The organism is Granulicella pectinivorans (assembly GCF_900114625.1).
Lineage (GTDB): Bacteria > Acidobacteriota > Terriglobia > Terriglobales > Acidobacteriaceae > Edaphobacter > Edaphobacter pectinivorans.
The window spans coordinates 1,979,401-1,995,320 of record NZ_FOZL01000001.1; the positions used below are offsets into that span (position 1 = coordinate 1,979,401).

At 60.8% G+C, this 15,920-nt stretch carries 10 protein-coding genes; 8 read left to right on the forward strand and 2 right to left on the reverse strand.

From position 1 onward, the window contains the following. The first annotated feature begins 371 nt into the window (after positions 1-371). The 8 genes from BM400_RS07995 to BM400_RS08030 all read left to right on the forward strand — a co-directional run bounded on the left by BM400_RS07995 (position 372) and on the right by BM400_RS08030 (position 13,515). The gene (locus tag BM400_RS07995) at positions 372-3,797 is read left to right on the forward strand and encodes a TonB-dependent receptor (protein ID WP_245781749.1); all 3,426 of its coding nucleotides are present in this window, start codon (positions 372-374) and stop codon (positions 3,795-3,797) included. A gap of 76 nt (positions 3,798-3,873) precedes the next feature. Then, positions 3,874-4,821 carry a metallophosphoesterase family protein gene (locus BM400_RS08000; protein WP_217644091.1) on the forward strand — a complete coding sequence of 316 codons (948 nt, stop codon included), beginning with the start codon at positions 3,874-3,876 and terminating at the stop codon, positions 4,819-4,821. Between the two features lie 2 nt (positions 4,822-4,823). Continuing rightward, positions 4,824-5,954, forward strand: coding sequence for a phosphatidylinositol-specific phospholipase C1-like protein (locus BM400_RS08005; RefSeq protein ID WP_089838276.1), 1,131 nt, complete (start codon positions 4,824-4,826; stop codon positions 5,952-5,954). 30 nt (positions 5,955-5,984) lie between these two features. Then, positions 5,985-8,255 (forward strand): GH92 family glycosyl hydrolase, encoded by a 2,271-nt coding sequence (locus tag BM400_RS08010; protein WP_089838278.1) that lies wholly within the window; start codon positions 5,985-5,987, stop codon positions 8,253-8,255. A 167-nt stretch (positions 8,256-8,422) separates the two neighbouring features. Continuing rightward, positions 8,423-10,075 (forward strand): sialate O-acetylesterase, encoded by a 1,653-nt coding sequence (locus BM400_RS08015; protein WP_089838280.1) that lies wholly within the window; start codon positions 8,423-8,425, stop codon positions 10,073-10,075. Positions 10,076-10,162: 87 nt separating this feature from the next. Next, the gene (locus tag BM400_RS08020; RefSeq protein ID WP_175528925.1) at positions 10,163-10,858 is read left to right on the forward strand and encodes a gluconate 2-dehydrogenase subunit 3 family protein; all 696 of its coding nucleotides are present in this window, start codon (positions 10,163-10,165) and stop codon (positions 10,856-10,858) included. 11 nt (positions 10,859-10,869) lie between these two features. Next, on the forward strand, positions 10,870-12,444 hold the full coding sequence (locus tag BM400_RS08025) for a GMC oxidoreductase (RefSeq protein ID WP_089838284.1): 1,575 nt from the start codon (positions 10,870-10,872) through the stop codon (positions 12,442-12,444). Positions 12,445-12,636: 192 nt separating this feature from the next. Further along, complete coding sequence (locus tag BM400_RS08030) at positions 12,637-13,515, forward strand: sugar phosphate isomerase/epimerase family protein (RefSeq protein ID WP_141223846.1); 879 nt, start codon at positions 12,637-12,639, stop codon at positions 13,513-13,515. Positions 13,516-13,596: 81 nt separating this feature from the next. On the opposite strand, the gene BM400_RS08035 is transcribed toward BM400_RS08030, so the two are convergent. Next, a complete protein-coding gene (locus BM400_RS08035; RefSeq protein ID WP_089838289.1) occupies positions 13,597-14,637 on the reverse strand; it encodes an alginate lyase family protein in 1,041 nt (346 codons plus the stop codon). A 46-nt stretch (positions 14,638-14,683) separates the two neighbouring features. Then, the gene (locus tag BM400_RS08040) at positions 14,684-15,847 is read right to left on the reverse strand and encodes an alginate lyase family protein (protein WP_089838291.1); all 1,164 of its coding nucleotides are present in this window, start codon (positions 15,845-15,847) and stop codon (positions 14,684-14,686) included. Positions 15,848-15,920 lie beyond the last annotated feature (73 nt).

Genomic DNA, 15,920 nt, shown 5'->3' on the forward strand with positions numbered 1-15,920 from the left:
CTTTGCGCGCTTTCTTTCCATGGGGATGGGCCATGTTTACAGAACTGTAACACTCTATTCAACGGCCATACATCCGGGGCTGCGAGGCTGGATATCACGGCCCACAGGTACGTTTTTGGGCTTTTTCTCCCCACCGCCTTCCCCTTGTGAGTTTTCCCGGTCGTGGAGAAAGAGCAGCCCCAGCGTGACGCAGGGGCAGCAGAACGTCACCTGCAAAGTTACGTTAGCGCTTCCGAAACGTGTTTTTGCTTGACGGAGGTACTGGTGGGTGCGTACTGTTCTCGGCGCAACCGGGATGGCCATTATTTTCCGCTGAACAGGGTTTCGATCCCTGGAGCGGGTTACCGAGTGAAGGACGGAGAATGAACGCAATGCAAAGCAAACGATGGACCGCGGGCAGCCTGCGCGCGATGTTTCGGGGATGGGTCCCCTTGGTTTTGAGCCTTTTGCTCCTGCTGCCGGCGCTGAGCGCGCATGCACAGTTCGAGAGCGCTTCGGTGCTTGGTTACGTGAAGGACACCTCTGGCGCCTCGGTTCCGGGTGCATCGGTAACGCTTACGAACGTTGGGACGACGATTGTCCAGAAGGTCACGACGGACCGCGAAGGCCGCTTTGAGTTTCCGAGCGTGCAGATTGGCCAGTATCAGGTGGAGTCCCAGGCATCTGGCTTTGAAGGTACGAAGACTGCGGTCTTTACGGTGACGACGAACGCACGTCAGCGTGTCGACCTTGTCCTCAAGTCGGGTTCGGTGAGCGAGGTCGTCACGGTCTCGGCTGCACCGTCCCTGTTGGAGACAGAGACTAGCTCGCGCGGTCTGGTGGTTGGCACGCGCGAAGTCGAAAATCTTCCTTTGAACGGCCGCTCGTATGCGGATCTGGTGCTGCTCGCTCCGGGTGTGCGCAAGTCGACCCTCCAGAACCAGACCACATCGAGCCGTGAAGCTTCGTTCAACGTGAACGGACAGCGCTCGGCGTTCAACAACTTCCTGCTGGACGGTCTGGACAACAACAACTACGGTACGTCGAACCAGGGCTTTGCCAACGAGAATATTCCACCTTCGCCCGATGCGGTTGAAGAGTTCCGCGTCGAGACGAACAACTACTCGGCGGAGTATGGCCGTACACCGGGTGCGGTGATCAACGTCGCCATCCGTCGCGGAACGAACCAGTTCCATGGTCGCGCCTGGGACTATTTGCGCAACACGAAGCTGAACGCGATCGGGCCCTTCCTGCCGACCGGCGGCAATCCGAAGTTCATCCGGAACCAGTTCGGCGGTACCTTTGGCGGGCCGATCTGGAAGGGACACACCTTCGTCTTCATGGATTATGAGGGCGTGCGCCAGATCTTCAACAACACGAACACGACCTCCACGCTGCCTTCGGTCAACCAGCGGAATGGTATGTTTTATCTGAATGACGATACGTCGTCGGCCGCGAATGCGATTCCGCTGCGGAATCCCGTTACCGGCAAGACGTACACCGGTCAGATTCCGCTTGCCGACATGACGCCGTTTGCGCGCGCCGTGATCGCTGCTCTGCCTGCGAATACCGCAGCCGGTCTTTCGAACAACTACTCCTATACGCCACGCGGCATCATCAACGATGACAAGGGCGACGTGCGCGTCGACCATACTTTCAGCCAGAAGCTGACGATCTTTGGCCGTTACAGCCAGCATGCGGGTTACATCTTCGATCCTCCAGGCATCCCTGGACGCGCCGGCGGCAATTCGAACGGTAACGTCGCCATCACCAACCGGGATGTCGCGGCTGGTGTCACCTATGCCTTCCGTCCCAACCAGCTCTTCGATGTTCGCTTCGGCTATTCGGTCAACAAGGGCGGTAAGACTCCCATCGGCTATGGCAATACGTCGCTGCTGACAGAGAACGGCATCACGGATGGTCTTCCGGTTGCGGCAACGCGCGATCTGAATACGCAGGCGATCACGGGCTTTACGCAGCTTGGCGCACAGAACTCCAACCCCCAGTTCCAGAACCCGACCATCTATAACCCGAAGTTCAACTACACCTGGATCCATGGCGCGAACAGCATCAAGGCGGGTTACGAGCTCCAGATCGTGCATACGCAGGTCAACGACTTCAACCCCAGCTATGGCTCGGACAGCTATGCCGGGCAGTTTGCAGCCAACGGCAGCCCGGCTAACACCACGACTACCGGCAGCAATCCTTCGCTGAGCACGCAGTTGCAGCAGGCGCAGAACCTTGCCGACTTCTACTTCGGCAATCGCAACACGTATTCGATCACCAACTATGCGGTGGTGAACCTGCGTCAGCGCTACAACTTCATGTATCTGCAGGACGACTGGAAGCCTCTCTCGAACGTCACTGTCAACGCCGGTGTGCGTTACGAGATCGTGTCGCCGCAGTTCGAGGCGAACAACAAGCTGGCCAACTTCGACCCGACCACGAACAGCCTGATTCAGGCTTCGAACGGCAGCATCTACAACCGCGCTCTCGTCAACACCCAGATGAACAACCTGGCGCCGCGCTTCGGAATCAGCTATCAGCCGACGCACAACACGGTCTTCCGTGGAGGCTACGGCATGGTGTACACGCAGTGGAATCGTATGGGTGGCGAGAACAACCTCACCTACAACGGCCCCAATGTCGTGAACGCCAGCATCACGCAGACGAATCCGACGGCAGCCACGCTGTGCACCAGCGATACGCAGGCGCAGAGCACATGCTTCCGCCAGACGCAGCAGGGCTATTCGAATGTGTTGACGACGCCGGCCTTCTTCAATCCGCTGAACGTTGTCACGCGCTACATCCCGAAGAACACGCCCGTGGGCTATGTGCAGAACTACTTTGCCGGCATCCAGCAGCAGGCCGGCGGTTGGATTCTGGACCTGAGCTACGTGGGCAACAAGGGAACGCATCTCTCGACCCTGGCTGATTACAACCAGGCCACGCCCTGCATCCTGGCTACGGGTTGCGCTTCCTACGCCGCTCGCCGTCCGGTCACGAACTTCGGACAGATCGAGATTGCGTATGGCATCGGAACCTCGAACTACGACGCCCTGCAATTCCGTGTGGAGCGCCGCATGAAGATGGGTCTGTATGTCGTGAACTCCTTCACCTGGAGCCGCGCGTACGACATCGGCGGCAGCAACCTTGAAAATGCTGTTGGCGATACCGCGCGCGTCGACTACTACCAGCCCAACGCGGGCCGTGGCCCTTCGGGCTACGATCAGCCGTTGAACGACACGCTGTCGGTGGTCTATGACCTGCCCTTCGGACGTGGCCGCCGTTTTGGTGCGAATACGAACTACATCACCAATGCCCTGCTTGGCGGATGGCAGGCTACGCTCATCAACACGGTGACCAGCGGCCAGCCGATGAACATCCTCTACTCACTCTCGACCTCTTCGGGACTGTTCACGAGCAGCTACCTCAACTATCGTCCGAACCGGGTCGCCGGCCAGCCTCTGCAGGTCAAGGCCAACCGCGTGAAGACCAACACCGCTCTGAATGGCACGCTCAACTCGGCAGCGTTCGCCATCCCGACCGTCGCATCCGGCGCGACGAATGGCATGGGCAATCTGTCGCGGAATGCTCTGCGCGCCGATTCGTACTACGATACGGACTTCGGTATGCATAAGCAGCTCCAGCTCTGGAACGAGCACTCGTTCTTCGAGTTCCGCGCCGAAGCCTTCAACGTCCTCAACAAGACCAACTATTCCGCACCGGCCACGACCTTCGGTTCGAGCACGTTCGGTTCCGTCACGTCGAACTTCCCGGCACGGCAGCTTCAACTGGCTGGAAAGATCATCTTCTAACCAAGACCAATGCATCCAGGCGGCACGTCTCTTTCGGGAACGTGCCGCCTGTATTTTCTTAAGGACACATGTGAGTATGAAGATCGATCGACGCAGGTTTGGGATGTTGGGAGCGCAGACGGTCGCGGCCGCTGCGACCGCGAGGGCGTGGAGCGCGATGGCGGCACCGGCCAGCGCGGAGAGGTTTCACTTTGCGGTGGTGGCGGATCCGCACATCATCGATGAGTTCTATGTGAAGGGTACGGAGAATGGCGTCGAGGACAATACAAGCATTCTGCTGACGGCTGACAGGTTGACTTCGGCGAGGACGCTGATCAACTCGCTGGAGCCGAAGATGGAGCAGGTGTTCGTGGTGGGCGATTGCTTCCATAACTATCCTTCGGTGGACTACGACTTCTACTTCAAGAACAAGACGCGTATCGACATTGCGAAGGAGATGTTCGATGGTTTCAATGCGCCGGTTCACCTGGGCTTCGGCAACCACGACTACGATGTACCGCGGGTGTCGCGGGAGATGTCGCATCGGCTGTTCGCGGAGAAGCTGAAGGCCAAGCCGTACTCGTCGGTGGACTATAAGGGCTTTCGGTTTGTCCACCTGAACAACTTCATGGGCGCTACGTGGGACAAGAGCTCCCCCGAGTTCAACAAGACCTATGGCTCGCTTGGGGAGCAGCAACTGAACTGGTTTGAAGGGCTGCTGGAAGACAAGAAGCCCACGGTGGTGTTCATTCACTATCCGCTGTGGATTGTGCGGGATGTGGAGGTGAGCGACTATGGGCTGCATCCGCTGCTGAAGAAGCATCAGGAGACGATCCAGGTGGTGATTGCCGGGCACTGGCACAAGTGGGTGGACTTCGCGCACACCTATGGGCCGCAGCACTACGTCTCCGGTGCTACACGGTATGACGAGAATGCGTATATGTTGTTTGAGGCCGATGCGAAGAAGCAGAAGATTCGCTGGATGAACCAGGACCTGGTCGATTGGTCGACGCACTACAGCAAGCCTTACAAGGTGAGGGGATAACGATGACACGGATTGCGACGATGATGTTGGCGCTGGCGGCTACGGGTACAGCCATGGCACAGGGCACGATGGCCGAGCAGGACAAGCATGTGAAGGTGAACGAGATTCAGGTGATCGGCTCGCACAACAGCTACCATGCGGGCTTTGCGCCGAGCGAGCGGAAGTGGATGGAGGCGCACGCGGCGAAGGCGCTGCACGCGCTGGATTATAAGCATGCTCCGCTGGCGGACCAGCTCGATGGCGGTGTGCGGCAGCTTGAGATCGATGTCTTTGCCGATGCGAAGGGTGGTAAGTATGCGCATCCGAAGATTACGGCGATGGTGGCGAAGGATGGGCTGCCTGCGGATCCTGAACTGGATCCGAATCATGAACTGGACAAGCCCGGCTTCAAGGTAATGCATATGCAGGACATCGACCAGCGCAGTGTGTGCCATACGTTCGTGGTGTGCCTGACGCAGGTGCGGACGTGGTCGAAGGCGCATCCGCAGCATCTTCCGCTGTTTCTCTTGATCGAGACGAAGGAAGGCGAGATGAAGGAGATGCCGGAGGCGGTGAAGACCGAGCCGTTTACGAAGGAGGTCTTCGATGCGCTTGATGCGGAGATTCTTTCGGTGTTTCCGAAGGACGAGATCGTAACTCCGGACGATGTTCGTGGGCGTGCGGCTACGTTGAACGCGGCGATCACGAAGAAGGGCTGGCCGACGCTCGAGAAGACGCGTGGCAAGGTGATCTTCCTGATGGACCAGAGGAAGGTCGAGGGGATCTATACGGATGGGCATCCTTCGTTGAAGGGGCGGATTCTGTTTACGAATGCGGAGCCGGGTCTTCCGGATGCGGCGTTTACGGAGGAGAACAACGGTTCGGCCGAGCGCATCAACGGCCTGGTGAAACAGGGCTATCTGGTGCGGACGCGTACGGATGAAGGCACGGAGGCGGCACGCACCAACGACACGTCGCGACGCGATCTCTCGCTGAGCACGGGTGCGCAGATCATCAGCACGGATTATCCCGGGTCGGAGCCTTCGCCGTGGACGCCATACGTCGTGAAGCTTCCGGATGGGCTTGCGGGGCGCTGCAATCCTTTGATTGCGCCGAAGGGGTGCGACGACCACTTGCTGGAACCGGTAAGATGATTCGTTAGAAAGTGTTTGTGAGGAGCTTCGATGGTATCGAGAAGGACGTTTGTTGGAGCGCTGTCGGCTGGTGCGGCGGCGGTGTATGCGCGGAGTGCGTTTGCACTGCCGGTTGCGAAGAGTGAAGGCGCTGCGGATCATACGAAGTGGGTGAAGCTGGCGATCGGCACTGGTGGGCACGGACACACCTTTCCCGGGGCCACGGTGCCGTTTGGCGCGGTGCAGTTGAGCCCGGATACAGGCGCGAGCGATTGGGATCACTGTTCGGGGTATCACTACAACGACGATTCGATTCTGGGTTTCAGCCACACTCACCTGAGCGGTACGGGCTGCATCGACATGCTGGATGTGCTGCTGATGCCGGCGACGGACGACTTCAAGTTCGATCCGAAGGCGGGTGTGGACGCGAAGACCAGCTACCGGTCGAAGTTTTCGCATGCGGATGAGGTTGCGGTTCCGGGCTACTACAAGGTGTTCCTGAAGGACTCGAAGGTGACGGCGGAGCTGACGGCGACCGAGCGCACCGGGATGCATCGTTACACGTTTCCGAAGTCGGACAAGAGCGTGTTCCTGCTGGACATGATGCATACGGATCCGCACCAGAAGGACCCCGTCCGCTGGGCTTCGCTGACCGTTGTTGGAAACGATTCCATAGTTGGCGCACGTTGCATGGACGTGTGGGGCAAGGGGCGGCAGATTCACTTCGCGATGAAGTTCTCGAAGCCGTTTACGTCGGTCGACTTCTACGACGATGGCGTGCTGGTGGACGACGGGTCGAAGGTGGTGAAGGGCAAGGCTTTGCGCGCGGTCATTCACTACAAGACGACGGAGAAGGAGACGATCCTGGTGAAGACCGGGATCTCCGGTGTGAGCATCGACGGCGCGAAGGCGAACCTTGCGGCTGAGGCTCCGGGATGGGATTTCAACGGCACACGTGCCGCGGCCCATGCGATGTGGCAGAAGGCTTTGACGCGTGTGGATATCGCCGGTGGGGACGAGAAGTACCTGGAGATCTATTACACGGGGCTGTACCACATGATGGTGGCGCCGACGCTGTTCGACGATGTCGACGGCAAGTATCGCGGGATGGACGACAAGGTCCACCAGATGGCGAAGGGCGAGCATAACTTCAGCACGTTCTCGTTGTGGGATACCTATCGCGCGCTGCATCCGATGTATACGCTGATGATGTCGGAGCGGGTGCCGGCGCTGGTGAACTGCCTGATCCGCATGGCAAACGAGAGCCCCCAGGGTGTGCCGATCTGGCCGCTGCAGGGTGCGGAGACGCTGTGCATGGATGGATACCACTCGGCGCCGGTGGTTGCGGAGGCGGTGGCGAAGGGCTTCCAGGGCATCGATGTGAAGGCCGCTTATGAACCGTTCAAGAAGCGTGCGCTGAGCGACGACTATCGCGGTCTGGGCGAATACCGGAAGTATGGGTATGTGCCTTGCGATACGGAAGATGAGTCGGGCTCGAAGACGATGGACTATGCCTACGACGATCGTGCCGTGGCTGCGTTGGCCAAGGCTGCGGGTGAGACGGCGGACTACGAGCTGCTGATGAAGCAGTCGAAGAATTTCGTCAACCTGTACGACAAGGAGACGGGCTTCATCCGTCCGCGATATGCGGATGGACACTGGGCGGGTCATCCGTTCAATCCGAAGAGCATCAACATCTCGGGCAAGCGCGACTATACCGAGGCCAATGCCTGGCAGACGACGTTCCTGGTGCAGCACAACATCCCTCTGCTGATCGAGACGATGGGCGGCAACGAGAAGTTCATCGAGAAGCTGGATGCGCTGTTCAACCAGAGCTCGGACCTGCCGCCCGATATGCCACCCGATGTCGCGGGCATGGTGGGGCAGTATGCGCACGGCAATGAGCCGAGCCATCACATTGCGTACATGTACAACTACGCGGGCGCGCCGGAGAAGACGCAGTCGCGGATTCGGAGCCTGCTGGAGACGCAGTACGACAACAAGCCGGATGGCATGGCGGGCAATGAGGACTGCGGACAGATGTCGGCGTGGTTCTGCATGAGTGCGCTGGGGCTGTATGCGGTGGATCCGGTGAGTGCGATGTACGACTTCGGCACGCCGCTGTTCGACAAGGTTTCGGTTTCGGTGGGCGAGGGCAAGAAGCTCGTCGTCGAGGCGAAGCGGGAGTCGGCGAAGTCGATGTATCTCCATGGCGTGACGTGGAATGGAGCTTCGCATGCGGGGTTGCAGATTGCGCATGCGCAGTTGGCGCAGGGCGGTACGCTGGTCTTCCAACTGGGCGACGCACCGGCGAAGGCGTAGCCACGCACAGCGGCCCGCACTGCCTGGATGGCGGTGCGGGCCGCTTCGTTTTTAAGGTGCTGTTCAAAAGCAGATTTTCCCACTAAGCTGTTGGGGCGGGACGGAAGCGTTTCCAGCCCTGGCCGAACCCGCATACCGAACAGTTTGTATCGAGAGGGAGCGGCGTGATGAATCGTCTTTGTCTGGTGGCGGCAGGTCTTTTTTCGATGGGCGTGCTGAGTGCAGCGGCCGAGGTGAAGATGCCGGCGATCTTCGGCGATCACATGGTACTGCAGGGCGGGAAGACGATTCCGGTGTGGGGCATGGCGGCTCCGGGCGAGGCCGTGACGGTGACGCTGGGCAAGGACACGAAGAAGACGAAGGCGGACGCAGCGGGCAAGTGGCGCGTCGATCTGAAGGCCGAGAAGGCGAGCACCGCGGCGACGACGCTGCTGGTGAAGGGCACGAACGAGCTGACGTTTACCGATGTGCTGATCGGCGATGTGTGGGTGGCGTCGGGGCAATCGAATATGGAGTTTGGTGTGAAGGGCTCGAGCTCGAGCGCGGCGGCGCTGGCGTCGGGGAACCAGCCGATGATTCGTTTGTTCACCGTGCCGCGGGCTACGGCGGCGTATCCGATGAGCGATATTGGGCCGATCAAGACGGAGGGTGTGGGCAAGTGGTGGGTATGTACGCCGGAGTCGCTGGGATACGGCGTGTGGAATGGATTTTCGGCGGTGGCTTACTTCTTCGGGCGGGATATTCAGAAGTTCACGGGAATGCCGGTGGGGCTGATCCATACGAGCTGGGGAGGCACGCCGGCCGAGGCGTGGACGCCGTATGACGACTTGCAGAAGGAGCCTTTGCTGGCGGATGTCGCGGCGAATCATGCCAAGCTGCTAGCCGGTTACGATGCTGCGATGACATCGCTTCCGCAGTCCATTGCAGATTACAAGGAGAAGCATGCGGCGTGGCTGGCGGATGTGAAGCCGGGCAATGACGCGGCGCTGAAGGCGTGGCAGGCGCGGGTAGACGCGACGCCGGTTGGGGAGCCGCTGCCGGTGCGTCCGGCGCTTGTGCCGGAGCCGCAGATGCCGGACCCGACGGGTGGGCCGAACCATGCGACGGCGCTCTACAACGCGATGCTGGCACCGATTATTCCGTATGGCATCAAGGGCGCGATCTGGTACCAGGGTGAGTCCAATGCAGGGCGCGCGGTGGCGTATCGGACGCTCTTTCCGCTGATGATCAAGAGCTGGCGGGAGAAGTGGGGCGAGGGCGATTTTCCGTTCCTGTTCGTGCAGCTTGCGGACTTCAACGCGCAGTGGGGCATGTTGCGCGAGGCGCAGTCGAAGACGCTCTCGGTACCGCATACGGGCATGGCGGTGATTACCGATGTCGGGACCTATAAGGATATTCATCCGCCGTTCAAGGAGATCGTCGGCGACCGACTGGCGCTGGCCGCGGAGCATGTGGCGTATGGCAAGAAGCTGGTGTACTCGGGGCCGGTGTACACGTCGATGAAGGTGGAGGGCGCGTCGGTGCGGCTGTCGTTCGACAGCGTGGGCGGCGGTCTGGCGATTGTGAAGAGGCCGGTGAGCGGTAAGGATGTCGTCGAGGCTCCGGACGATGTGCTGGTGGGCTTTACGGTTGCGGGCGACGACAAGATCTGGCACAAGGCGATGGCGCAGATCGTTGGCAACGACGTGGTGGTGACGAGCGCGGATGTGACGCATCCGGTGGCGGTTCGGTACGGATGGGACGCGCCTCCCGTGGCCAATCTGTACAACAAGGAACAGCTTCCGGCATCGCCGTTTCGGACGGATGACTGGGAGAAGTAGAGACCATCGTTTGTCTGGTGGACGATGGAAATGCCGGTGGTGTAAGTTTTATGCGTAATCCGTTCCATGGGAAACAAGGAGTCGAGTATGTTGCGTCGTGACTTTGTCCGGGCTGTGCTGGCGGTTGTTGCGGTTCCGCGGCTGCTGTTTGCGCAGAAGGGCGCGCAGTTGCCTTTGCCTGCGCCCACACCGTGGACGCAGGGGCTGAATCCACAGACGCCTGTGCCGCATGTCGTCGTTGCGGATGCAGTGGCGGACGGCGAGCTGAAGTTCTTTACCAGTGCGCAGATGGCTACCTTGACCAGGTTGAGCGAGGTGCTTGTGCCTTCGTTCGACGGCAAGCCGGGCGCGATCGAAGCGGAGGCTCCGGCGTTCTTCGATTTCTTCATCGGCAAGTCGCCCGATGCGCGGAAGAAGCTTTACACGGGCGGTCTCGGCTGGCTCGATGCGGAGGCGGTGAAGAAGTTCAAGACGCCGTTCGCAAAGCTGAGCGACGAGCAGGCCGATGAGTTGCTGAAGCCCTGGCTGCGGACCTGGATGAGCGATCATCCGCCCACGGAGTCGCATGCGGACTTCATCAACATTGCGCATGATGAGATTCGCACAGCCACGGTGAACTCGGCTGCCTGGAGCGTCGCCTCCGGAGGGAAGGCTCCGGGCGGGCTGTATTGGTATGCGATTGAACCGGATCTGCGTGGCGTCAGCGCTGCTTCGGCGCATGTGCAGCCGCATGTGCAGGCGGTTCCCAAGGCCGCACACCCCATGCCCTCTTACCCGCGATAGAAGCAGAGACTATGACAAACGAGATCTTCGATGTGCTGATTATTGGGTCGGGTCACGCGGGCGGTATGGCCGCGAAGATCCTGACGGAGCAGGGCATTTCATGCCTGATGCTGAATGCCGGTCCGGTGGCCGATGTGGGCCGCGACGCGCAGCCGAAGCCTGCGTATGAGCTGCCGTATCGCGGGTTCAAGCAGCCCGGCAAGCTGGAGCATGTGTTCCAGTCGAACGGCTTCAACGAGCATGTGTGGGTGGACGAGCAGGAGGTTCCGTATACCTTCGATCCGGCGAATCCCTACAACTGGGTGCGCGTGCGGCTGTTTGGCGGGCGATCTTTGTTCTGGTCGAGGCAGTCGTTCCGGCTGAGCAACTATGAGCTGAAGGGCAAGTCGCACGATGGCTTTGGTGAGGACTGGCCGATCGATGAAGCGACGCTGTCGCCGTTCTACTCGCGCGTGGAGGAGATCTTCCAGGTGGAGGGTGCGCTGGATGGTCCGCCGCAGATGCCGGATGGCAACTTCGTGCTGGACAAGAGCCCGTGGTCGGAGGCGATGCTGCGTTTTGGCAAGGCCGGTCAGGCGTACGACATGCAGATCTGCAAGCAGAGGCGCGCGAATGGGCGCGACGGTCTTGCGAGCTCGGTGAACCTGCTGCTGCCGGATGCGGAGAAGACGGGCAAGCTGACCTCGATTGCGAATGCCGTGGTGCGTGAGATCACGCGGGACAAGACGACGGGGCAGCCGAACGGTGTTCACTTCGTCGACCGTCTGACGGGCCGGGAGCTGCATGTGAAGGCGCGTGTGATTGTGGTCGCGGCTGGAACGCTCGAGACGACGCGACTTCTGCTGAACTCAGGCATGGCGAACTCGAGCGGTCTGGTTGGGCGCTATCTGATGGACCAGATCTATGGTCCGGGCGTGGTGTGCTCGGTGCCGGAGGCGCGTGGCGGCAAGCACGCGAAGAACGGGCTGGTGGGCGGCGGCGCGATTGTGCCTCGATTCCGCAACATTAAGACCAAGGCCGATGGCTTCCTGCGCGGCTACGCGATGAATGTGACGAGCTCAACGGGCGGGCTCGATGCGCGCAACTTCAAGGCGTATGGCAAGGAGCTGCAGTCCAAGATGGACGAGTACTATGGCAGCGGCTTTCATATGACGATGATGGGCGAGGTTCTCGGACGGTACGAGAATCATGTGCGCATCAACAAGGAGAAGGTCGATGCGTGGGGAATCCCGGTGCTGCATATCGAGACGCACTACGGGGAGAACGAGATCAATATGTCGAAGGACTGCGCGGAGACCGGCGCCGCGATCGCCGAGGCCGCGGGCTTCGAGGTGCTGGCGAAGAATCCGGTGCCGAATCCTCCCGGGTACAGCATTCACGAGGTCGGAACCTGCCGCATGGGCGACGATCCGAAGAAGAGTGTGGTGAACAAGTGGGGACAGAGCCACGATCATAAGAACCTGTTCCTGGTGGATGCGTCGGTGTTTACGAGTGCAGGCTGGCAGAATCCGACGATGACAATTCTTGCTTTGTCGATGCGTGCTTCGGAGTATCTTGCGGGCGAGATGAAGAAGGGCAACGTTTAGTACGTTCTGCCGGACGGGCCCGCTGCGCGCGGACGGTCACTGCTTCGCGTGGCTCTCCCGTTGGTCGAGAATGAGGTTTTGTTGGCGACCAATGGGATGCTCGCACGAGATCGTCGCGGCCAGACGGGCGTTTACGTCACGAAGCGACCGCTGCCCGCGCAGGGCGCTTAGAGTTTTTAGAAAAGGAGCACTATGACGATTTCACGCAGACGGTTTATCGGGACCACAGCAGGAGCCGTGGCGGCGTTTGGGCTGGGCGGGCGGATGGCGTTTGCGAATCCGCTTGGCCTCCCTCTGGGGATTCAGCTTTACTCCGTCCGCAAGGAGATGGCGCAGGACTTCGAGGGGACGCTCGCGGGCGTGGCCGAGGCGGGCTACACCGAGGTGGAGTCGGCTGCGCTGCCCAAGAAGTCCGCGAAGGAGATTCGTGCGGCGCTCGATAAGGCCGGATTGAAGTGTGTGAGCGCGCACCGTGGTTTTGGAGACTTCAAGGATCGCTTCGACGAGACGGTGGCCTTCGATAAGGAGTGCGGGGTGACGAATATGATCTGTCCCGGGCCGGGACGGCGCGATCCGAGTGTGAAGGGACCGATCACGCTGGACGACTGGCACTATAACGCAGAGCAGTTCAACCTCTTCGGCGAGAAGCTGGCCAAGTTGGGGATCACATTCGGGTATCACAACCATACGGGTGAGTTTGCCGAGACCGAGGGTAAGATTCCTTACTTCGAGCTTCTGCGTTTGACCGATCCGAAGAAGGTGACGTTCGAACTCGATTGCGGTTGGGCGTTTGTGGCGGGCAGGAACCCGGCCGACCTGATGAAGGCGTATCCGTACCGGTTTTCGATGGTGCATGTGAAGGACTTCAAGCTGCCGCCGAATCCTTCGCCGGAGGCGCGTGAGGAGGCGAAGGTGACGGAGCTTGGTCAGGGCAGCACGGACTACAAGCCGGTGTTCGTGCAGGCAAAGAAGACCCAGCACATCAAGCATGCCTTCGTGGAGCAGGAGGCGTTCGATATGCCGTGGAAGGAGTCGCTGAAGGTGGATGCGGCTTATCTTCGCAAGCTTTAGAACGAGCAAAGGACTGTAGGGAAGAGGCGAACAGAGCGGAAAAAGAGGCTTAAGACAAGGGATTGTCTTAAGCCTCTTTCTTTATTTGGGCGGGAGACCACCCAGGTAGGGGACGCTGAGGCTGGGGGCGTTGGCGATGAAGCGGGCCAGGGTGGGGTTGGGAAAGCGGCGCTGGTAGGGAGGCGCCCAGCCGATCTGGTCGCCTGACGGTGTGGCGGCGTGCTCCTGCTGGATGCCTGTAGTCTTGGCGAAGAAGGCAGGGTCGACCATGCCAGCGACGGAGATCTTCACGAGCTTGTGGATGGCTCCCTGGTCGAGCGCGTAGAGATCGTCGCCGTTGGCTTCACCGAACTCGGCGAGCAGGACGAGGGGAGCGAGCGCGTAAAGGTGATAGTGGAGGGCGCGGGTGCCGCGCTCCATCTCGCGGGGGAGGGTGCCGTCGGGGCGGATCTGGCCGACTCCGGTCTTGTAGGTGTGGATGCCCCAGTCGAAGGCGTGCCTGTCGTTGGCGACGGTGCCAATGGCGGTGGACTGGATTCCGGCCCAGTAGTAGTGGTTGTTCTGGGCATCGCCGCTCTTGTGGTCGCGGTCGTAGTAGGCGGTGGTCTGGTTGTTGACGCTGATCAGCCACTTGCCGATCAGGTCGTTTTGTTCCGGCGTTTCCAGGTGGGTGGCGCGGACCTTGAGGTAGGCGATGGCGATGGCTCCCGCGATCCAGCCCTGCACGTAGTAGGCCTGATTCGAGGACATCTTGCCGGTGAGCGATTGGGCCTGCGCCATGGAGAAGGTGCGGTCGACGACACATTGGGCGGCGGCGCGAGAGCCGGTTGTGCGGTAGGCGTCGGCGGCGGCAACGATGATGGCTCCGGCCTTTTTGACCGGGTCGGCGGAGGCTTTATACGCGGCTTCACGTACGGGATCGATGATGGAGTGGGTTGGATCGTCGAGGCGGTAGAAGCCGTCGGTAGTGAGATCGCGAGCGATCGCGGGGATCGCCGGACAGGTATAAGCGGCGTTGGTGAGGGCGATGGGGTCGGCGTCCCACGGCGAAAGGAGTGGGGAAGCGTTTGCTGGGGCGAGTGCAGAGAGGCAGAGGGCAAGGGTGCTGAGGGTGCGGATCATCTGGGCTCCGGGGATGTCTTTGGCGGTTGATGCGCCGTTGCGTGTCTTAGACCCAGAGAATGGGCTGGCGGATGGGGAAGTTGCGGATGACCTCGGGCGACGTGGGGTCGGGGTCGAGGGTCTTCCAGAGGGCGATCCAGGCGGGTTGGTGGAGGGCAAGGCCACCGAAGAGAAGACTGGGCTGCCGCACGGGGAACTCCTCCCAGTGTTCGATGTCGTGTTTGTAGGGCCAGGTGGTTTTGTTGCGGATGAAGGGTGTCATGAAGGCGATGGCGGGGCCGATGCTGGTCCAGAGGGTGTTGTCGGATGGGGCGGAAAGAACCTGGGCGCAGGTGGCGAAGGCGTCGAGACAGAAGAGGGCGTAGCTGTAGGGCTTGGTGCGGGCGAGCTCCTGTGGCAGGCTGCCATCGGGGGCGATCTGGTTGGGGATGAGGATGGTCGTGAGGCGCGTGCGGCAGTCTTCGGTGACGGCGATGTTGCCGGTGAGGTGGGCGAACTCGGCGGCCTGCAGGAGCCAGGTGACGGCGTGGTTGTTTTTGGTGTCGCGCTCCAGTTGGCCGAACTGCGAGGTGGTGAGCCAGGTGAGGTACTCGCTGAACCAGGCGAGGGTGGCTTCGTACTCGGCGGGGGGAAGGGCGGGCTTGAGGATCGTGACGGCGCGGGCGACCTCGATGAGGTGCAGCGTGTCGATGATGCCGAAGTTGCGACCGGTGGAAATCTTGTGGATCGCCTGCGCGTACTGGAGATTCGGATTCATCCGGGTAGCGGGCGTGATGAACCAGGCGCGGAGATGGTCGGCGGCCTTGGCGGCATAGCGTTTCTGTCCGGTGATCTTCCAGGCGGCGGTGAGGGCCGGCATCTGGAGCGAGAGGCGGATGAGCGCAAGGCGATGGTCGTTGAAGTTGGCGGGGTTGGACTGGCCGTCACGCTGGATGTAGGGACCGTCCGGGTCGGCGGGGTTCGGCCACCAATAGTCGCCTTCGGAGAAGTAGTCGTGCGGGCCGCCGGGGCTGCGGTCGGAGTGAGAGGCCGTGACGGTGATGGGCTGCTCGCTCAGGGATGCGTTGGCAAGCCGAAGGACACGGGGCCGTTCGATCCGGGCCAGATCGAGCCGGGCCAGATCGAGACCGGAGGCCGCGAAGCTGGAGAAGGGAGCCACGGCGAAGCTTGCGGTGGCGAGCCCGGAGGTACAGAACTGTCTGCGGTCCATGGCGTTTCTCCAGAGGAAGTTGAAGCAACGATGCGCCGCGGGAGGTAAAAAGTCCAGGTCTCCGTGTGCCTTC

What these genes read in the sequence shown, in the direction of transcription:
- BM400_RS07995 (WP_245781749.1), top strand. Translation starts at nt 372, where the DNA reads ATGCAAAGCAAACGATGGACCGCGGGCAGCCTGCGCGCGATGTTTCGG.
- BM400_RS08000 (WP_217644091.1), top strand. Translation starts at nt 3,874, where the DNA reads ATGAAGATCGATCGACGCAGGTTTGGGATGTTGGGAGCGCAGACGGTC.
- BM400_RS08005 (WP_089838276.1), top strand. Translation starts at nt 4,824, where the DNA reads ATGACACGGATTGCGACGATGATGTTGGCGCTGGCGGCTACGGGTACA.
- BM400_RS08010 (WP_089838278.1), top strand. Translation starts at nt 5,985, where the DNA reads ATGGTATCGAGAAGGACGTTTGTTGGAGCGCTGTCGGCTGGTGCGGCG.
- BM400_RS08015 (WP_089838280.1), top strand. Translation starts at nt 8,423, where the DNA reads ATGAATCGTCTTTGTCTGGTGGCGGCAGGTCTTTTTTCGATGGGCGTG.
- BM400_RS08020 (WP_175528925.1), top strand. Translation starts at nt 10,163, where the DNA reads ATGTTGCGTCGTGACTTTGTCCGGGCTGTGCTGGCGGTTGTTGCGGTT.
- BM400_RS08025 (WP_089838284.1), top strand. Translation starts at nt 10,870, where the DNA reads ATGACAAACGAGATCTTCGATGTGCTGATTATTGGGTCGGGTCACGCG.
- BM400_RS08030 (WP_141223846.1), top strand. Translation starts at nt 12,637, where the DNA reads ATGACGATTTCACGCAGACGGTTTATCGGGACCACAGCAGGAGCCGTG.
- BM400_RS08035 (WP_089838289.1), bottom strand. Translation starts at nt 14,637, where the DNA reads ATGATCCGCACCCTCAGCACCCTTGCCCTCTGCCTCTCTGCACTCGCC.
- BM400_RS08040 (WP_089838291.1), bottom strand. Translation starts at nt 15,847, where the DNA reads ATGGACCGCAGACAGTTCTGTACCTCCGGGCTCGCCACCGCAAGCTTC.